This is a genomic window from Glaesserella parasuis (genome assembly GCF_002015085.1).
GTDB classification, from domain to species: Bacteria; Pseudomonadota; Gammaproteobacteria; order Enterobacterales; family Pasteurellaceae; genus Glaesserella; species Glaesserella parasuis.
Map to the genome: position 1 here is coordinate 138,940 of NZ_MUXW01000005.1, position 16,955 is coordinate 155,894.

Sequence of the window (16,955 nt, forward strand, 5' to 3'; positions counted from 1 at the left end):
ATTTACGATAACAGGGAGGACAAAATGCCTAAACTACACCCGACTTTAACTGCAGAACTTCACCTTAATGATGGGCGTAAAATTCCATTGCCCGTTTATCAGAGTAACTTAGGTTTTGATGCAATTGGCGTTGAGGCATTGCAAAAGCACCAACTCTTTACCTACGATCAAGGGCTAACATCTACTGCCCTATGCCAATCCAGTATCACCTACATTGACGGCGAACAAGGTGTCTTACTGCACCGTGGCTATCCGATTGACGAGCTTGCTTTAAATAAAACCTATCTTGATATCGCCTATCTTCTTCTAAATGGAGAACTGCCTACAGAAGAAGAATTGGCTGAGTTCAAAAAAGAGATCTGTTCACATTACATGGTAAATGAACAATTTACCCGCTTGTTTCAAGGTTTCCGCCGAGATTCGCACCCAATGGCGGTTATGTGTGCAGCAAGTAGTGCTTTAGCCGCATTCTACAATGACATGCTAGACAGTGATGACGAAGCACATCGAGAAAAAACCGCCATTCGCCTCTTAGCCAAAATGCCAACCCTTGCAGCCATGTGTTACAAATACAACATCGGCCGCCCATTTATGTATCCGCAGTACCACTTATCCTACGCAGGCAACTTCCTACACATGATGTTTGCAACACCTTGTGAACCTTATGTGGTTAACCCTGTACTAGAACGAGCTATGGATCGCATCTTCACACTTCACGCAGACCACGAACAAAACGCTTCAACATCAACAGTAAGAGGCGTTGCTTCCTCTGGGCCAAACCCATTTGCTTGTATTGCGGCAGGGATTGCATCACTGTGGGGGGCCAGCTCATGGCGGAGCAAACGAAGCCTGTATCAAAATGCTACAGGAGATCGGCACGGTTGACCGTATTCCTGAATTTATCGCAAGAGCCAAAGACAAAAATGATCCATTTCGTCTAATGGGATTTGGTCACCGAGTATATAAAAACTACGATCCAAGGGCAAAAGTTATGCGGGAAACCTGCCATGAAGTCCTTGCAGAATTAGGAATAACAACACCATTACTTGAAGTTGCAATGGAACTAGAACGCATTGCCTTAAGCGATCCTTATTTCATTGAACGCAAACTTTATCCTAATGTTGATTTCTACTCAGGTATTATTTTACAATCCATAGGCATTCCAACTTCCATGTTTACTGTTATTTTTGCCTTAGGCAGAACAGTCGGGTGGATTGCAAATTGGAAAGAAATGTGCGAAGAGAGCCTCAAAATTGTCCGTCCAAGACAAATTTATACGGGGTATAAAGAAAGACATATTAAATAATAAAACGTTGAGATAAATAGTTGCTAAGATCGTATTGGTTCTTAGCAACTATTTTTGATTCTATATGTAGAAAGGAAATTACCCTAAAATTTTATTGAGTTCATCGCTTATAGATTCTACAGATTGAGTACCATCTAAACGGTAGTATTGAGTATTTCCTGCTTCAGCTTCCGTAGTATAGTACGCTATCAATGGTTTAGTCTGTTTATGATAAATCGCTAAACGTTCTAGTACAGTTTCTGGTTTATCATCCTGACGAATAATTAGGTCTTCGCCAGTTATATCATCTTTACCTTCTACTTTCGGTGGATTATATACAACATGATATGTGCGACCAGATGGCTGATGAACTCGACGTCCACTCATACGATCAACGATTACTTCATCGGCCACATCAAACTCTAATACAAAGTCGATTTTTACACCAGCTTCTTTTAGTGCATCTGCTTGTGGAATAGTGCGAGGAAAACCGTCTAGCAGGAAACCATTTGCACAATCTGGTTGAGAAATTCGGTCTTTAACTAAGGCAACGGTTAATTCATCTGGAACTAATTTTCCCTCGTCCATTAATGCTTTGGCTTGTTTACCTAACTCTGTTCCTTCCTTAATGGCAGCTCGGAACATATCCCCTGTTGAAATTTGTGGAATACCAAATTTATTCATCATAAATTGGGCTTGTGTACCTTTGCCTGCACCAGGTGCTCCTAATAAGATAATTTTCATAGTAAGACCTCTTAAAATAAAAATAGTGGAGTAGATTAGTAACCCTATTGATTACTGCTTGAGTTGTGAATTTTATTATGTAAATGCTCACTTGTTAAGTCAGTTTAAATTAAAGCGAGCTAAAAAATACCACTAAAATCAAAAGCGGTATCACATATTTAACATAGTTAAACCACAAATTCGTTAATGTTTTCCCTGCCCCTAACTCTTCCTTCGCTTCATCTTTTAAGACAAAACCAACGAAAATCGCACTGCCGAGAGCAGTGAGAATAAATAAAATATTACCACTGATATAGTCAAAGGCATCAAAAATACTTTTGCCTATAATGGTGATATCTTTCCATACATTATCACCTAAAACAGATGGTACATTACCAAAAATGAAAATCAGGGTAAGTGTCCAGAAAATCGCTGCTTTACGGCTCATTTTAGTTTTTTCTTGTAAAGCGGTGATGATCACTTCATAGATGGTTAATGAGGTCGTCAATGCTGCGACCACTAATAATCCAAAGAAAATAATAGCAAAGATCGTACCGCCCCACATATTAGAGAAGACAATCGGTAGGCTTTGGAAGACGAGTGTTGGGCCTGAATTTGGGGCAATGCCAAAGCTAAAGAGTGATGGGAAGATCATAAAGCCTGCCATGACTGCAATTACCGTATTTAGTACCCCTGTGATTGTCGCAGTTCTCACTAGATTTTCTTTTTTATCTAAGTAGCTAGAAAGGGTAATTAATACGCCGAAACCTAAGCTAAGTGCAAAGAAGACTTGCCCTAATACAAAGACAAACAATTGCGGTGTAATTTTTGAGAAATCAGGCATTAAATAGAATTTAATCCCTTCCGCTGCCCCTGGTAAAGTGACATTACGGATCACCATAATAATCAAGAAGATAAAGAGTATCGGCATAAGATATTTAACTGAACGCTCAATGCCATCAACAATGCCTTTGACTAAGATGAAGTAGTTTACTAATACAAACAAGCCAGTATAAGCCAAAATGGTAACTGGGCTGTTAAAAATACTCTCTTTAAAATAAGTAGATGTAGTTTCTACGGTAACAGGTGATGATAGATCTAAACCGCCCGTTACAAGACTGCCGATATAGTTTAATACCCAACCACCAAGCACCATATAGTAAGCAAGGATACCAAAAGATCCTAATAATCCCATATAACCCAAAATTTTCCACGCAGGGTGAATGGCTTTACCATTCGCTTTTCCCGTAAAGGCATCAATGGCATTTACTCGCATACGGCGACCAATCACATTTTCAACCAAGATCATCGGAATACCGATCACGATCATTGCGATACAAAATAGCGCGACATAAGCTCCGCCACCATTTTCACCGACTAAATAAGGGAAACGCCACGTTGCACCAAAACCAACGGTTGCACCTGCTACGGTCATAATATATGCCAATCGATTTGACCACGATTGGCGTTCTTGGGGTTGTATATTCATATTTTTTCCTACTGCATACAAAAGGAAGTTAAGAGAACAGAGCAAAAAGTTCATCGACTTTAATTCGAGAGTCAATGGATTGACCGATGTGACGCTGAACTTTCAGTTTTTTGATTTTTGCTCCACGGTAGATTTGCCGAGTAAACTCGGTATCGTGATTTGAAATTAAGACAGGGATTTTCGCCTGTTGAGCTTGTTTTGCTCTGTCTGCTAAAGCAATTTGTTGCTCAAGGGAAAAACCGCCCCCAGCATAATGGGTAAAATTCGTTTCTTGCTTCAACGGGGCATAAGGCGGATCGCAATAGACCGCATAATCATCAGGATTATCTAATAGATATTGAAAGACTTGATGAAAATCGGCACAGATAAATACCGCTTTCTGAGCTTTTTCCGCAAAAAAGCGTAACTCTTTTTCAGGGAAATAATGGGTTTTATAATCGCCAAATGGCACGTTGAACTCATTTTTTTGGTTATAGCGACATAAACCATTAAAACCAAAACGGTTGAGATAAAGAAACAGTGCTGAACGACGTAGCAGATCTTGGCAAGCATTAAATTCCTTACGTCGCTCATAATAAAATTTTGCCGTATTTGCTTGTGGATCATTAAACAAGGCTTGCGATTGCTGGATATAGCTTTCCACATCAGCTTTAATCACATTAAAGAGATTAATCAGATCAGGGTTAATGTCAGCAAGAATATAGCGTTCAAAATGTGTATTAAGAAAAACTGAGCCAGCCCCAACAAAAGGCTCTACTAGGCAAGCCTTTTGGGGTAGGTGCCGATTAATTTCATCGGTCAGGCGAAATTTCCCACCTGCCCATTTTAAAAAGGCTCGCTGTTTCATTGTTAAAACTTAGGATTGAGTAAATCGACGGATAGCATCTAACACTTGAGTTTCGGTCGCTTGAGCGGTGACATAAGCTGTGCCAAGTGATTTTAATAAAATCAGACGCAACTGACCGCTTAGTACTTTTTTATCTCGCCACATATAAGGTAGATATTCTTCAGGCATCATTCCATCTGGTGAAATGGTTGGCAAGGTTGCACGAGCAATCAATTTTTCTAAACGAGCCACATCTTGTTCTGTAAGATCGCCTAGAATATGCGACAAGGCAGCTGCTTCAAGCATACCGACTGCAACCGCTTCCCCGTGTAACCAGTTACCGTAGCCAAGATATGCTTCAATCGCGTGCCCAAAGGTGTGACCTAAATTTAACAAAGCACGGTCGCCTTTTTCTGTTTCATCGCGAGCCACTACATCGGCTTTCAGTTGGCAACAACGTTGAATACAATACTCTAATGCAGACTGTTCAAGGGCAACGAGATCGTCAATATGCTGTTCAAGCCATTCAAAAAATTGAATATCAAAAATTGCACCATATTTGATCACTTCCGCTAAGCCTGCACTCACTTCACGTTTAGGCAAGGTTTTTAAGGTATTTGTATCAACAATGACTGAAATCGGCTGATAAAACGCTCCAATCATATTTTTGCCAAGCGGGTGGTTTACCGCCGTTTTTCCCCCAACGGAAGAGTCCACTTGAGCTAATAAGGTGGTTGGAATTTGAATAAAACGGATACCACGTTGATAAGACGCAGCAGCATAGCCAGCCACATCGCCAATTACACCACCACCTAACGCAATTAATACCGAATCACGATTGTGATTTTTTTCAAGTAATGCGGTAAAAATAAGATTGAGTGAGTCAAGGTTTTTATATTGCTCGCCATCGGGAATTAAAACCGAATCAACTTTACAACCGATAGCTGTTAGCGTTTGTTCTACTGTTGCAAGATAATGGGAAGCAACCGTTGGATTAGACACGATCATCACCTTATCCCCTGATTTTAACGGGTGATAACTCATCGGATCCGTTAATAACCCTGCCCCTATTGCGATAGGATAGCGACGTTCTTTTAATTCCACATTAACTTGCAACATATAGACTTCCCTGATTACTGTAAATTATCAATCATATCAATGATTTGCGTTGCGACTACTTTTGCACTTTGTTCATCAGTTTGCAAAATAATGTCCGCAATTTCTTCGTAAAGCGGATTACGAATTTTCGCCAATTCAACTAACGTTTGATATGGATCTTCCGTTTGTAATAACGGACGTTTTTTATCACGTTGAGTACGCTCAAACTGTTTATCCACCGTAGTTTCAAGATAAACCACAATACCACGAGCTGAAAGCACATTGCGGTTATCTTTAGACAACACCGAACCACCGCCCGTCGAAAGCACAAGACCTTGAGATTGTGTCAACTCATTAATGATACGCTCTTCACGCTTACGGAAACCAGCTTCACCTTCAATATCGAAGATCCAATCAATATCTGCCCCAGCACGCTCTTCAATCACAGCGTCTGAGTCTAAAAAATCCATATTTAACATTTGTGCTAATTGACGACCAATCGTGCTTTTACCTGCACCCATAGGGCCAATTAGAAAGATATTACGTTTTTCTGCCATTATTTGTTCTATAAATAAAAATAGAGTGAAAAATTGATTTGTGAATTTTTAGAAAAAACAGACCGCTTGCACATACAAGCGGTCTGTTTTATGTTGAATTTTGTAAAAGTGATTAAAATTAAAACACTTATCTTATAAATTTACCACAAATCGCCCAAAATAAAGATGGGCGATATTATCTCAATAAATCGCCCTACTTTTCAACTGGAACAAAGAGAATTATCGAATTTTAGAATAATTCTTTACTGATTTTTTCAGTTCCTTCAGGATTTGTACCTAGAGGTTGTTCAAGTGCCTTCTCTACAATATAACGTTTCTTAGGTTCAGTTCCTTTAATGAAGTATTCGTTCATATTTCCCCCTAATAGACCGCTTGTAGGCTCAATTTGTAATTCTATGATATTAGGTGGTAACTGTTCTTTTCGCTCTTCTTTATCCGAAAGAGCCACTTTCATATACTTAATCCACGCCGGCAACGCTGTTTGAGCGCCAGCCTCACCACGTCCCAATTCACGTTTATTATCATCAAAACCAACATAAACTGTCGTCACGAGGTTTGAACCAAAGCCTGCGTACCAAGCGATTTTTGCGTTATTTGTAGTCCCTGTTTTTCCTCCAATATCACTGCGCTTGATCTCATTTGCCACACGCCAGCTTGTCCCTTTCCAGCCTTGACTAGCTTCACCTGTAATGGCTGTTTTTAATGCACTTCGCATTAAGAACGCAATTTCCCCACTGATAACCCTTGGGGCATAATGCACTTCTCGATTAACAGCTATGGCATCTGCCATCAAGCTTGGGGCATTCTGTTTGGTTTTAGTGGCAATATCCAGTTCAGGAATAACATCACTTTCATCATCTTTAGGAATTACAGTTTCTTCTGTGGTTTCCTTTACTTTGACAAAATCAAAATAGGTTGGCTCTGGATAAATGACTGGCTTATCATCACATTCTAAACAGGCAATTGCAGGGTTTGCTTTAAAGAGTTCATTGCCTGCACTATCTAAAATACGGTCAATGATATAAGGTTCAATTAAATAGCCACCATTATCAAACACGGCATATCCCCTAGCCATTTCTAACGGCGTGAAGGATGCTGCCCCTAATGCCAATGCTTCTGTCGCTTGATATTGATCTTTTTGGAAGCCAAAGCGTTGTAAGTAATCCGCTACATACTCTACGCCAGCCATCTGAACTGTACGCACCATCATTACATTTTTCGACTTACCCAAGCCTACTCGCAAACGTAACGAACCTTCATACACATTCGGTGAATTTTTCGGTGTCCACGGTTTTTGTCCTGCTTTTGTAATAGTAATAGGCGTGTCGCTTAGAGTGGTTGAAAGGCTCAACCCTTTATTTAATGCTGCAGCATAGATAAAAGGTTTAATCGAAGAACCCACTTGCACTAAAGATTGTGTTGCACGATTAAAACGGCTTTGTTCAAAACTGAAACCGCCCACAATCGCTTCTATCGCCCCATTATCACTATTTAGTGAAACCAGTGCAGAGTTTACATCTGGAATTTGCCCTAATTCCCATTCACCCTTACTATTTTGATGCACCCAAATTTGTTCACCAACATTGATCACGTCTTTTACTTGAGTAGGTGTTTTGCCTTGGGCGGAGTCATTGATAAATTTTCTTGCCCAACGCATTCCAGACATCTTAAGCTCAACACGTTCCCCTGTTGGCAACATCACATTCGCTTTATCTTTTGAAATTGCCAATACTGCCGCACTTGTAAATGGCTCAGAGCTTGGCAATTTGCTTAAGTGATCGATGATCTTTTCTTCGTCCCACGCATTCTCTTTAGGGTTCCACAGTTTCTCAGCTCCACGCCAGCCGTGACGGCGGTCGTAGTCAATCAAGTTATTGCGTAGTGCATCTTGTGCTTCTTTTTGGTCAGCTGATAACACTGTTGCAAACACTTGGAAACCTTTGGTGTAAGCGACTTCTTCACCATAACGTTTTACCATTTCTTGACGGATCATTTCTGTCACATAGTCGGCGCGAAATTCTAATGCAGCGCCGTAATATTTGGCTTTAATCGGTTCTGCTTTAGCCTGTTCATACTGTGCTTTGGTGATTTTTCCGACTTCTAACATACGCCCAAGCACTACATTACGACGAGCTTCTGCTCGTTTAAGCGAGAAAAGAGGGTTCATCGTGGAAGGGGCTTTTGGTAGCCCTGCAATGATCGCCATTTCCGATAGCGTTAATTCTTCTAGCTTTTTACCAAAATAGGTTTTAGCCGCAGCCGCCACCCCATAAGAGCGATACCCCAAGTAAATTTTATTGAGATATAACTCTAAAATCTCATTCTTAGACAGATTTTCTTCAATTTCTAACGCCAAAATCACTTCTTTTAATTTACGCTCAAGTTTGCGTTCTGGCGAAAGGAAAAAGTTGCGTGCTAACTGTTGTGTAATGGTACTCGCCCCTTGCGTATCTCCTTGGCTTGAACGCCAAACGGCACGCATAATACCTTTAGGATCGATCCCCTTATGTTCATAAAAACGGGTATCTTCTGTCGCAATAATCGCATCAATTAAGGTTTGCGGAATATCGGCAAGTTTCACAGGAATACGGCGTTGCTCCCCGACTTCCCCAATGAGTTTACCGTCAGCGGTAAAAATCTGCATAGGTTGTTGAAGTTCAACGGTTTTTAGGCTTGCTACATCAGGTAAATCTTCTTTTAAATGAACATAAAGAAAACCTACAGCAACTAGACTCACAATTATTAGTGTAAGTAAAGCACTAAATATGATTTTTACGATCTTCATCGAAAAATTCTCTTTTGCTAAATGACGAAAGGATAATTCTAGGTCAAGATAACCTAAATCCGAAAACTGCCCTCTGCTTATACATCAGTGAGGTAGAAACGAGTAATTATAGTTTTAATTGACCTCATAATCTATTTTTTATTCGAGGGAAATATGGGTAAATTCTTTCAATTTCGTACAACACCGCAACTCAAACCTATTCAAGTTGGTTTTTTCTGGCAAGAAAATACCGCTTGTATCGTCTATTTTGAGCAAGAACAACCTCACACCTTTTACTTTTCAAGCAAAGTAGAAGCGGATAGTTTCCTACAACAATTTCCCTTTAACTATCAGCTTATTCAAGGCATTTCTCATCAGCATATTTGGCGAAAAACCTTGATACTGCCGGAGCTACATTCCCATTTAAAACAAGCTGAGCAAATCATTCGTGTACTCAAACAGAGCCTACCTTTAGCTTTATCTGAAGTAAACATTGATTACCACATTACCCCTTTAGCCGAAAGCCACCTTTGCCAGCTTAATCTATATGCTCTAAGAAAAAGCAACAGCTTTGACCCAACAGCTATTTTAGATTGCGAACTCTACTGCCTGCTACGAGCGGTAGGATTTCTGACAAAAATGACGGAAACGCAAATTCTTGAACACAGTTTCCACATTCAAGACAAATTTATTCACTTTCAAAATCAACGAATTATCGTCGAAAAGCAGAATAATAGCACCAAACCAATCATTGAAGTGGACGGCTTGCCCCAAGCTCAACATCTTCCCCACTTTTATCCTTATCTCATTGCATTAGGAGCAAGTTTATGGAATGGCAAGGCATCAATCTAAATGGCTACCGCCAACAGCAATGGTTGAAACAGTCGCAAAAAAACCTCAAGCATCTCACCGCTTGTCTTGTGGTTAGCACACTACTGGCGTTACTTATCAGTTGGCAAAATCAACAGCAACAACATCAATTTCACACTTTGGCTCAACAGCGACAACAAAGCCAAGAGCAACAAACCGCATTAAGCCAGCAGATTGAACAACTGACTTTGCAATCACAAAATAAAAGCACACAAAGCCTAGAAAATAGGCAGATTACCGCATTTTTGAATTATCTGTTAGGCATTCAATTATCAGGAATTATTGAGATAGCCCAACTATACCAAGCAGAAAATACCGTTTTTAAACTCAAAGGCAAAGTGTCTAGCCCTACTCAATTTAGCGAGCTTGAACAACAATTAAAAGCAATGAATTACATTTATCAAATAGAACAATTTGAAACGCGTGAAAAAAGCGAGATTGAATTTAGCCTACATATTGATTTAAAGGAAAAAGAATGAAATTGTCCTTAGCCAAGTATTATTTAATGCCACAACATCCATTATATCGTGGTTTATATTATTTAAACCAAAATAAAATATTTATTCTATCGGGAATGTTTTTGTTAATTATGGTATTTCCAATAGGGAATTATCTTTATCTTAATCAGCAAATAGCTCAACAACAAAAACAGCTCACTGAATTTAAACAGATTAACGAACATAAACAGCAACAATTAAAATTATTACAACAACGTTATCAACTTGCTCAAGATAAAAGTGAATTATTAACCCAAATAAATCAACAAATTCAAAAAATCTTGGATAAAAACAGCGTAGAAATTGACAGTATTCAATGGAATATGGAAGAAAGAAAAATCTATTTATTAATCAGCCAATCTACGCAAAAGGTACTTAATGTGATTGCTGATCTTAATCAATTAACCACGGTTAAATTTCAGGAAATCCATTTAACTAAAAAAACAAAACAGAAACATATTCAACTCAATGCCACTTTACTTTTTCAAGCTGACACAGGAGAACCCTAATGCGATTATGCTTTTTCTATTTTATCTTTCTAAGTGCTGTCACTATGGCAGATCCTTTTTATGCTAAGGATAACGCCCAAGATCAGCCACACACGGCAAAAGATCAAAACAAAACGACCGCTTGTATGCCAACGGACAAGGTGAATGAAATTAATCTCACCACGGATTTTGATAAATTACAGCTTATCGGTATTATTCAGATCGACGATAAAATCCGAGCCATTTTTTTAGATGATAAAAAACAGCTTATAGATTTATATCCTGACGACTATTTAAGCCATTCTTTTATTCAAATTAAAGAAATTAATTTTAAATCTGTTAGTTATATTGATTGGCAAAAAACAGAAAATTGCCAATCTCCTAAATTGTTTACTTCAAAATTTTAGGAGTATCTTATGCGTTATTTATTTCTGCTCTTCTTTGCTACTTTTCCTGTATTAGCAAACCAACAAATTTCACTTTCGATAAGAAATGCCCCAACGGCAGAGATTATTAGTTATTTGGCGGAGGAAACGGGAAAGAATATTACAATTTCGGATGAAATTAAAGATACAAAAAATTTCAGAGTAGAAAAAAGCCATTTTGATGAGATATTAAATAGTTTAATCAAAACACATCAATTAAATTTAAAAAAAGAAAATGGCATTTACTATATTCATCAAGCCCAAGAACATAAACAACATACTACGGCACAATTAGTTAATGCTCTGCCTAAATTAATCACCAAAACAATCAAGTTACACTATTCCAAAGCCTCTGAAGTTATAGAGTCTTTAACAAAAGGGCAAGGCAATTTACTATCAGAAAGTGGTTATCTTCACTTTGATGATCGCAGTAATAGCATTATCGTCAAAGACAGTGCCGCCTCAGTTAAAAACTTTACTCAACTTATCGAAAGCCTAGATAAACCAACGGAACAAATTGCAATTGAAGCCCGAATTGTCACTATCAGCAGTGAACATTTACAACAACTTGGCGTGCGTTGGGGCTTATTTTCCCCTAACGAAAATCACTACAAATTGGCAGGCAATTTAGAAGGCAACGGATTAACTACCAACAACTTAAACGTAAATTTTCCAGTAAATCCGTCCGCTTCTGTTGCCTTACAAATTGCTGCAATCAACAGCCGTGTACTTGATTTAGAACTTACTGCATTAGAAAGCGAAAATAACATAGAGATCATTGCAAGCCCTCGCTTACTCACAACAGATAAAAAACAGCGAGTATCAAACAAGGTACAGAAATTCCTTATGCAATGTACAGTAAGAAAGAGGAAATCACCGATATTGAATTTCGTGAAGCCGTTTTGGGGTTAGAGGTCACGCCACATATTTCTAAACAAAATCAGATTTTGTTAGACCTCGCTATCAGCCAAAATTCGCCCAATAACCAAATAAATAATACAATGGTGACAATTGATAAACAGGAAATCAAAACGCAAGTTCTAGCTAAACACGGTGAAACCATCGTATTAGGCGGTATTTTTCAACATCTGATCGCCAAAGGCGAAGATAAAGTACCGCTGTTAGGCAGTATCCCCGTGATTAAACGCTTATTTAGCCAAAATCGAGATAGAATCTCTAAACGAGAATTAGTGATTTTTGTTACGCCTTATATTGTAAAATCTGAAAAAATAGGAGCGGAAAAGCAGAAATAACTTCACCTTTATTTTGCGGGAAAAGGCTACAATGTGCTAGAATTGTCGACTATTTTCATTTCGATAAATTGAGGTTTTATGAAAGTTTCTCCCCGTCGTCGAGCGAGAGAATGTGCGGTACAAGCACTTTATTCGTGGTACATTTCGCAAAATAACATTGAACAAGTTGAATTAGCCTTTGTGACCGATCAAGATATGCAAGGCGTAGATATGCCTTATTTCCGTAAATTATTACGCGGTACAGTAGAAAATGTAGATGCTATTGATGATATTCTTCGTCCATATTTAGATCGTGCGGATAATGAACTAGATCCGATTGAACGTACGATCTTACGTTTAGCCGGCTATGAACTAAAATTTGAATTAGACGTGCCTTACAAAGTGGCAATTAATGAAGCAATTGAAGTGGCAAAAATATTCGGTTCTGACGATAGCCACAAATATGTCAATGGCGTATTAGATAAATTAGCCCCTGCGTTGAACCGCAAATAAGGATTACAATGGGCGAGTTTGATTTGATAAAGCACTATTTTAGCCGTGACAAGCGGTTAGATCGCCAGGATATTTTACTTTCCGTGGGCGATGATTGTGCAGTGACCGAAGTTCCAACGGATCATCAACTCGCCATTACGACGGACACCTTAGTCCTTGGTACGCATTTTCTTCCTACGATTTCCCCTGCTGATTTGGCTTATAAATCCGTTGCGGTCAATCTGAGCGATCTCGCTTCAATGGGAGCAAAACCAGCTTGGGTTTCCTTGGCATTAACCTTATCCGAAGTTGATCATCAATGGCTTGATAGCTTTAGTCAATCGCTTTTTGCTATTTTAGCCGATCATCAAACCGCTTTAATCGGCGGTGATACCACCAAAGGTCACTTAGCGATCACTTTGACCGCACAAGGCTTTCTACCCAAAGGCAAAGGGTTATTCCGTCATAAAGCACAGGTAGGCGATCTTATCTATGTTTCAGGGCACTTAGGCGATAGCTCGGCAGGGTTAGCTCTGTTGCTCAATCCGCCAGCCACATTGACCGACGCTCAACACTACTTAATTCAACGCCATTTACGCCCAACACCTAGAGTGACATTAGGACAATGTTTGCTCAACTACGCACAATGTGCCATTGATATTTCCGATGGATTGTTGGCAGATTTAGGGCATATTTTAGAGCGAAGTAGTTGCGGTGCGGAAATTAATGTGGATAAGTTACCGCTTTCAGCACCACTGTTACAGACTTATTCACAAGAACAGGCAGAACAATTTGCTTTAACGGGTGGGGAAGATTACGAACTCTGTTTTACCGTGTCGGAAGAAAATCGCTCTGCAATGGAACAAGCCGTTGCTGATTTAGGCATTCCTTGTCATTGCATTGGTAAAATCACCGAAACAAGCGGTCGTTTGACCTTACTAAAACACGGCTCTGTTTATCCACAGCCTAATCAAATTGGCTTTGATCATTTTAATTAACAATGAAGATAAATTTAAAAAATCCTATTCATTTTCTTGCTTTCGGCTTTGGTTCAGGGCTGATCAAACCTGCCCCAGGCACTTGGGGAACTTTAGCTGGTTTAGGGGTTGCGATCTTGTTGTGGCATATCACAGAAAGCAGGCTCTTTTTTATGTTACTTAGTTTGATCACTTTTATTGCTGGGTGCTATATCTGTGACAAAACCAGTCACGATCTTGGCGTACACGATGATGGGCGGATCGTTTGGGACGAGATTGTTGCGGTGTTTGTGATCTTCTGTTTTCTACCTGAACATCACTGGCTCTATTATCTGCTGACCTTTGTTACTTTTCGTATATTTGATATTCTCAAACCCTACCCGATCCGCTATTTTGATGAACATCTGCAAGGCGGATTAGGCATTATGTTTGATGATATTTTAGCGGCACTCTACTCCATTATTGCTCTCTATTTGATCTCTTGGTGCATTTAAAATGTGGACAATTTTTTTCGTACAATTACTCGGCTTAATTAGCCCCGGCCCTGATTTTTTCTATGTCAGCCGTAAAGCAATGGCAGACACTCGCCGAAATGCGATTTTAGGTGCTATCGGTATCTCTATCGGTGTTGCATTTTGGGCATTACTCACTTTGTTTGGCTTGGCATTTCTCAATAAACATTTCCCTTCATTTCAATTTGTGCTGGTGATTTGTGGAGGAAGCTATCTTGCTTATAGCGGCATTCAAATGGTGCAAATCACGAAAAATGCGGAAATTGGCTCGGCAACATCGACATCACAAGCAACTTCAACCGTTAAAGAAATTCTAAAAGGATTAATGATTAACCTTGCCAACCCTAAAATTGTGGTATTTTTCAGCAGTGTGTTAGCTGGTTACGTTGCTAATCTCTCTGCATTAGCGGACTTACTTGCGGTACTTGCCATTTTAGTGGGCAGTGCAGTGGTTTATTTCTGGCTTGTCGCTTTGCTATTTTCTCGACCAGCTATTCGCCATTTTTATGCGAAATATAACCGCTATCTAGATAATTTTGCTGGGGCAGTGTTTATTTTATTTGGGGGGAAATTGGTGTATGAGGGGGTATTTAGCCTATGGATATTCTCCTAAATTTGTAAGGTAGACAAAGGCATCAACAGATATGTCCCATAAAAATGTTGTAAATAAGATATAATGTATCAATGTGTTAGTTATTCACTGAACTATATGAGGATTTGCCGTTTAGTATTCTTATACATAGTGGAAATTTCCCTAAGTATAAAACTTCATAGCACGCTAGGTAAAATTAATTACATTAATACTTAATTCCTACTTGAAAAGTCAGGAATAAAGCACTATCTTGTGCACGTCTTAACGCTTTAGATGTTATAGAAGCGTTTCTTTTTTATTTTAGTTAAGGAAAAATTATGAGTACAGTAATTCATACAACTGACGCATCTTTTGAACAAGATGTATTAAAATCGGATGTCCCAGTATTATTAGATTTTTGGGCTCCTTGGTGTGGTCCTTGCCGAGCAATTGGTCCAGTATTAGATGATTTAGCCATAAATCTTGGAAATAAGGCTCGTATTGTGAAGATGAATGTTGATGAAAATCAGCAGATTCCAGCAGAATTTGGTGTTCGTAGTATTCCATTTTTATTGATTTTTAAAAATGGAGAAGTCGTAGCTCAACAAGTAGGGGCTCAAAATTTGCCAGCATTTTTAGAACATCTATCTTAGTTTCTATATTAAAAACTCCTATATTTTAGAGTCTTCCTGAGTATAGCTATTAACATCTCACGGTTAGATTGCTCTAACCGTGAGATGTTAATAGCAGACATTAAAAAATCAAATCATTACTGTATAAGAGGGATAATTAATTTTCCTCAATAAGGTTGCAGTTTCTTTAATGTCCTGTGCGATATTTACTGGTGTAATAGACAAATTTGTTGCTAAAAAGTGGCTTAAAGCCCTATAGTACAAGGTTTTAGGCCCTCTTTTTGAAATGTGAACAAAAAACTGCCCATTTTTCCAAAGTCTGAAAATAAAGAAACATGGTACATCAAATAATATTCAACGATATTTTGTCATAAGTGTCATAAAATATTTTCCCTTAAGAATAAATTAGATCCAATAAAAATTTGGACTGATTACACATCCGGAAAACAAACCTATCAACAACTTGCTGTTAAATATCATTGTTCAGTCAGAACGATTCAAAGATATATTGATAAAGCGCCTAAAACAGCTTTAAAACCGACTTCAAATAGATACCTGAACATCATTATGGATACAACGTTTTTCTGTCGTTATTTTGGCGTATTAGTGCTAATGGATTCTAATTCAAATAATGTGATTTCCCATTATTTTGTGCGAACCGAAAAAGATATTTACTACAAACTTGCCCTGAATAGGTTAAGAGAAAAAGGCTATATAATTCAATCAATTACTTGCGATGGTAGGCGAGGTTTGATGAAAGATTTATTTAATACGCCGGTACAGATGTGTCAATTTCATATGGTGGCAATTGTGATGCGTAAATTAAGAAAAAAACATCAATCACAAGTGGGTAAAGAATTAAAAATAATTACAAAAACACTCACAAAAAGCTCAAAAAATGAATTTTATCGGCGATTACATTCTTGGTTCATAAAGTACCAAGTGTTTTTAAAAGAAAGGAGTAATAAAGCCAATGAAAAAGGCTATTTTCCTTATAAACATCGCAATGAAAGAAGTGTTTATGCCAGTTTAATACGTTATATGGATTATATTTTTACCTATGAAAAACATTCTGAATTAAATATAGAAAAAACGACAAATCGCTTAGAAGGATTATTTAGTGAACTTAAGCGAAAATTAAATAATCACAATGGATTAACTAAAAAACATAAGATGTTGTTTATACAGGATTTTTTAATAAAAAGAGTTGCTAATATTTAAAGAAAATAGATATTAGCAAGAGCCTCTCCCACAATTTGTGTAAATACCTGTTTCTGAGATAATACATTCAGACACAGGTATTTTATTATGAACGAAAAACAACTTCACGCCTTGGCAGCGGAATTTGCCAAAAACCTAAAAACACCAGAAGACCTCAATCAATTTTCACGGATGCTCAAGAAAATCACCGTCGAGGCTGCGTTAAATGGTGAACTGACCGACCATCTTGGTTATGAAAAACATCAGCCTAGAAAAGGTAAAAATGCACGTAACGATTACACATCTAAGACCGTCAT

16 protein-coding genes and 3 pseudogenes are annotated in these 16,955 nt (G+C 38.4%); 13 read left to right on the plus strand and 6 right to left on the minus strand.

Annotation, left to right across the window (positions count from 1 at the left end):
* Nucleotides 1-24: 24 nt before the first annotated feature.
* Nucleotides 25-1,306 (plus strand): annotated as a pseudogene (locus B0183_RS03320) (citrate synthase).
* Nucleotides 1,307-1,384: 78 nt separating this feature from the next.
* Here B0183_RS03320 and adk read toward each other — a convergent pair.
* The 6 genes from adk to B0183_RS03350 all read right to left on the minus strand — a co-directional run bounded on the left by adk (nucleotide 1,385) and on the right by B0183_RS03350 (nucleotide 8,763).
* A complete protein-coding gene (adk, locus tag B0183_RS03325; RefSeq protein ID WP_062923929.1) occupies nucleotides 1,385-2,029 on the minus strand; it encodes an adenylate kinase in 645 nt (214 codons plus the stop codon).
* Nucleotides 2,030-2,138: 109 nt separating this feature from the next.
* Nucleotides 2,139-3,497 (minus strand): sodium-dependent transporter, encoded by a 1,359-nt coding sequence (locus tag B0183_RS03330; protein WP_078208319.1) that lies wholly within the window; start codon nucleotides 3,495-3,497, stop codon nucleotides 2,139-2,141.
* A 28-nt stretch (nucleotides 3,498-3,525) separates the two neighbouring features.
* On the minus strand, nucleotides 3,526-4,344 hold the full coding sequence (locus B0183_RS03335) for a Dam family site-specific DNA-(adenine-N6)-methyltransferase (protein WP_021112063.1): 819 nt from the start codon (nucleotides 4,342-4,344) through the stop codon (nucleotides 3,526-3,528).
* Between the two features lie 9 nt (nucleotides 4,345-4,353).
* Complete coding sequence (gene aroB, locus B0183_RS03340; protein ID WP_021110495.1) at nucleotides 4,354-5,442, minus strand: 3-dehydroquinate synthase; 1,089 nt, start codon at nucleotides 5,440-5,442, stop codon at nucleotides 4,354-4,356.
* Nucleotides 5,443-5,456: 14 nt separating this feature from the next.
* The gene (gene aroK / locus B0183_RS03345) at nucleotides 5,457-5,978 is read right to left on the minus strand and encodes a shikimate kinase AroK (protein ID WP_015940157.1); all 522 of its coding nucleotides are present in this window, start codon (nucleotides 5,976-5,978) and stop codon (nucleotides 5,457-5,459) included.
* Nucleotides 5,979-6,207: 229 nt separating this feature from the next.
* Nucleotides 6,208-8,763 (minus strand): penicillin-binding protein 1A, encoded by a 2,556-nt coding sequence (locus tag B0183_RS03350; RefSeq protein ID WP_078208320.1) that lies wholly within the window; start codon nucleotides 8,761-8,763, stop codon nucleotides 6,208-6,210.
* 153 nt (nucleotides 8,764-8,916) lie between these two features.
* On the opposite strand from B0183_RS03350, the gene B0183_RS03355 reads away from it, so the two are divergent.
* From B0183_RS03355 to B0183_RS03410, 12 genes and pseudogenes are all read left to right on the plus strand, one after another.
* A complete protein-coding gene (locus B0183_RS03355) occupies nucleotides 8,917-9,594 on the plus strand; it encodes a type IV pilus biogenesis protein PilM (protein WP_021113429.1) in 678 nt (225 codons plus the stop codon).
* Nucleotides 9,570-10,091, plus strand: coding sequence for a hypothetical protein (locus B0183_RS03360; protein ID WP_021112068.1), 522 nt, complete (start codon nucleotides 9,570-9,572; stop codon nucleotides 10,089-10,091). Before B0183_RS03355 ends, B0183_RS03360 begins: the two co-directional genes overlap by 25 nt.
* Nucleotides 10,088-10,618 carry an ATPase gene (locus B0183_RS03365; protein ID WP_078208321.1) on the plus strand — a complete coding sequence of 177 codons (531 nt, stop codon included), beginning with the start codon at nucleotides 10,088-10,090 and terminating at the stop codon, nucleotides 10,616-10,618. Before B0183_RS03360 ends, B0183_RS03365 begins: the two co-directional genes overlap by 4 nt.
* Nucleotides 10,619-10,662: 44 nt before the next feature.
* Entirely contained in the window at nucleotides 10,663-11,004 is a 342-nt protein-coding gene (locus B0183_RS03370) for a pilus assembly , PilP family protein (RefSeq protein ID WP_021114623.1), read from the plus strand.
* 9 nt (nucleotides 11,005-11,013) lie between these two features.
* A pseudogene (gene pilQ / locus B0183_RS03375) lies at nucleotides 11,014-12,275 on the plus strand (type IV pilus secretin PilQ).
* A 78-nt stretch (nucleotides 12,276-12,353) separates the two neighbouring features.
* Nucleotides 12,354-12,767, plus strand: a complete 414-nt coding sequence (nusB, locus tag B0183_RS03380; protein ID WP_021116599.1) for a transcription antitermination factor NusB — start codon at nucleotides 12,354-12,356, stop codon at nucleotides 12,765-12,767.
* Between the two features lie 8 nt (nucleotides 12,768-12,775).
* The gene (gene thiL / locus B0183_RS03385; RefSeq protein ID WP_021112073.1) at nucleotides 12,776-13,744 is read left to right on the plus strand and encodes a thiamine-phosphate kinase; all 969 of its coding nucleotides are present in this window, start codon (nucleotides 12,776-12,778) and stop codon (nucleotides 13,742-13,744) included.
* A 2-nt stretch (nucleotides 13,745-13,746) separates the two neighbouring features.
* Nucleotides 13,747-14,217, plus strand: coding sequence for a phosphatidylglycerophosphatase A family protein (locus tag B0183_RS03390; protein WP_021113432.1), 471 nt, complete (start codon nucleotides 13,747-13,749; stop codon nucleotides 14,215-14,217).
* A gap of 1 nt (nucleotide 14,218) precedes the next feature.
* Entirely contained in the window at nucleotides 14,219-14,848 is a 630-nt protein-coding gene (locus tag B0183_RS03395) for a LysE family transporter (protein ID WP_078208322.1), read from the plus strand.
* Nucleotides 14,849-15,144: 296 nt separating this feature from the next.
* The gene (gene trxA, locus B0183_RS03400) at nucleotides 15,145-15,459 is read left to right on the plus strand and encodes a thioredoxin (RefSeq protein WP_015940165.1); all 315 of its coding nucleotides are present in this window, start codon (nucleotides 15,145-15,147) and stop codon (nucleotides 15,457-15,459) included.
* A gap of 399 nt (nucleotides 15,460-15,858) precedes the next feature.
* Nucleotides 15,859-16,659: an IS256 family transposase, variant Zn-binding type gene (locus B0183_RS03405; RefSeq protein ID WP_062923923.1), complete on the plus strand. Its 801-nt coding sequence runs from the start codon at nucleotides 15,859-15,861 to the stop codon at nucleotides 16,657-16,659.
* Nucleotides 16,660-16,746: 87 nt separating this feature from the next.
* A pseudogene (locus B0183_RS03410) lies at nucleotides 16,747-16,955 on the plus strand (IS256 family transposase); the annotation flags it as partial.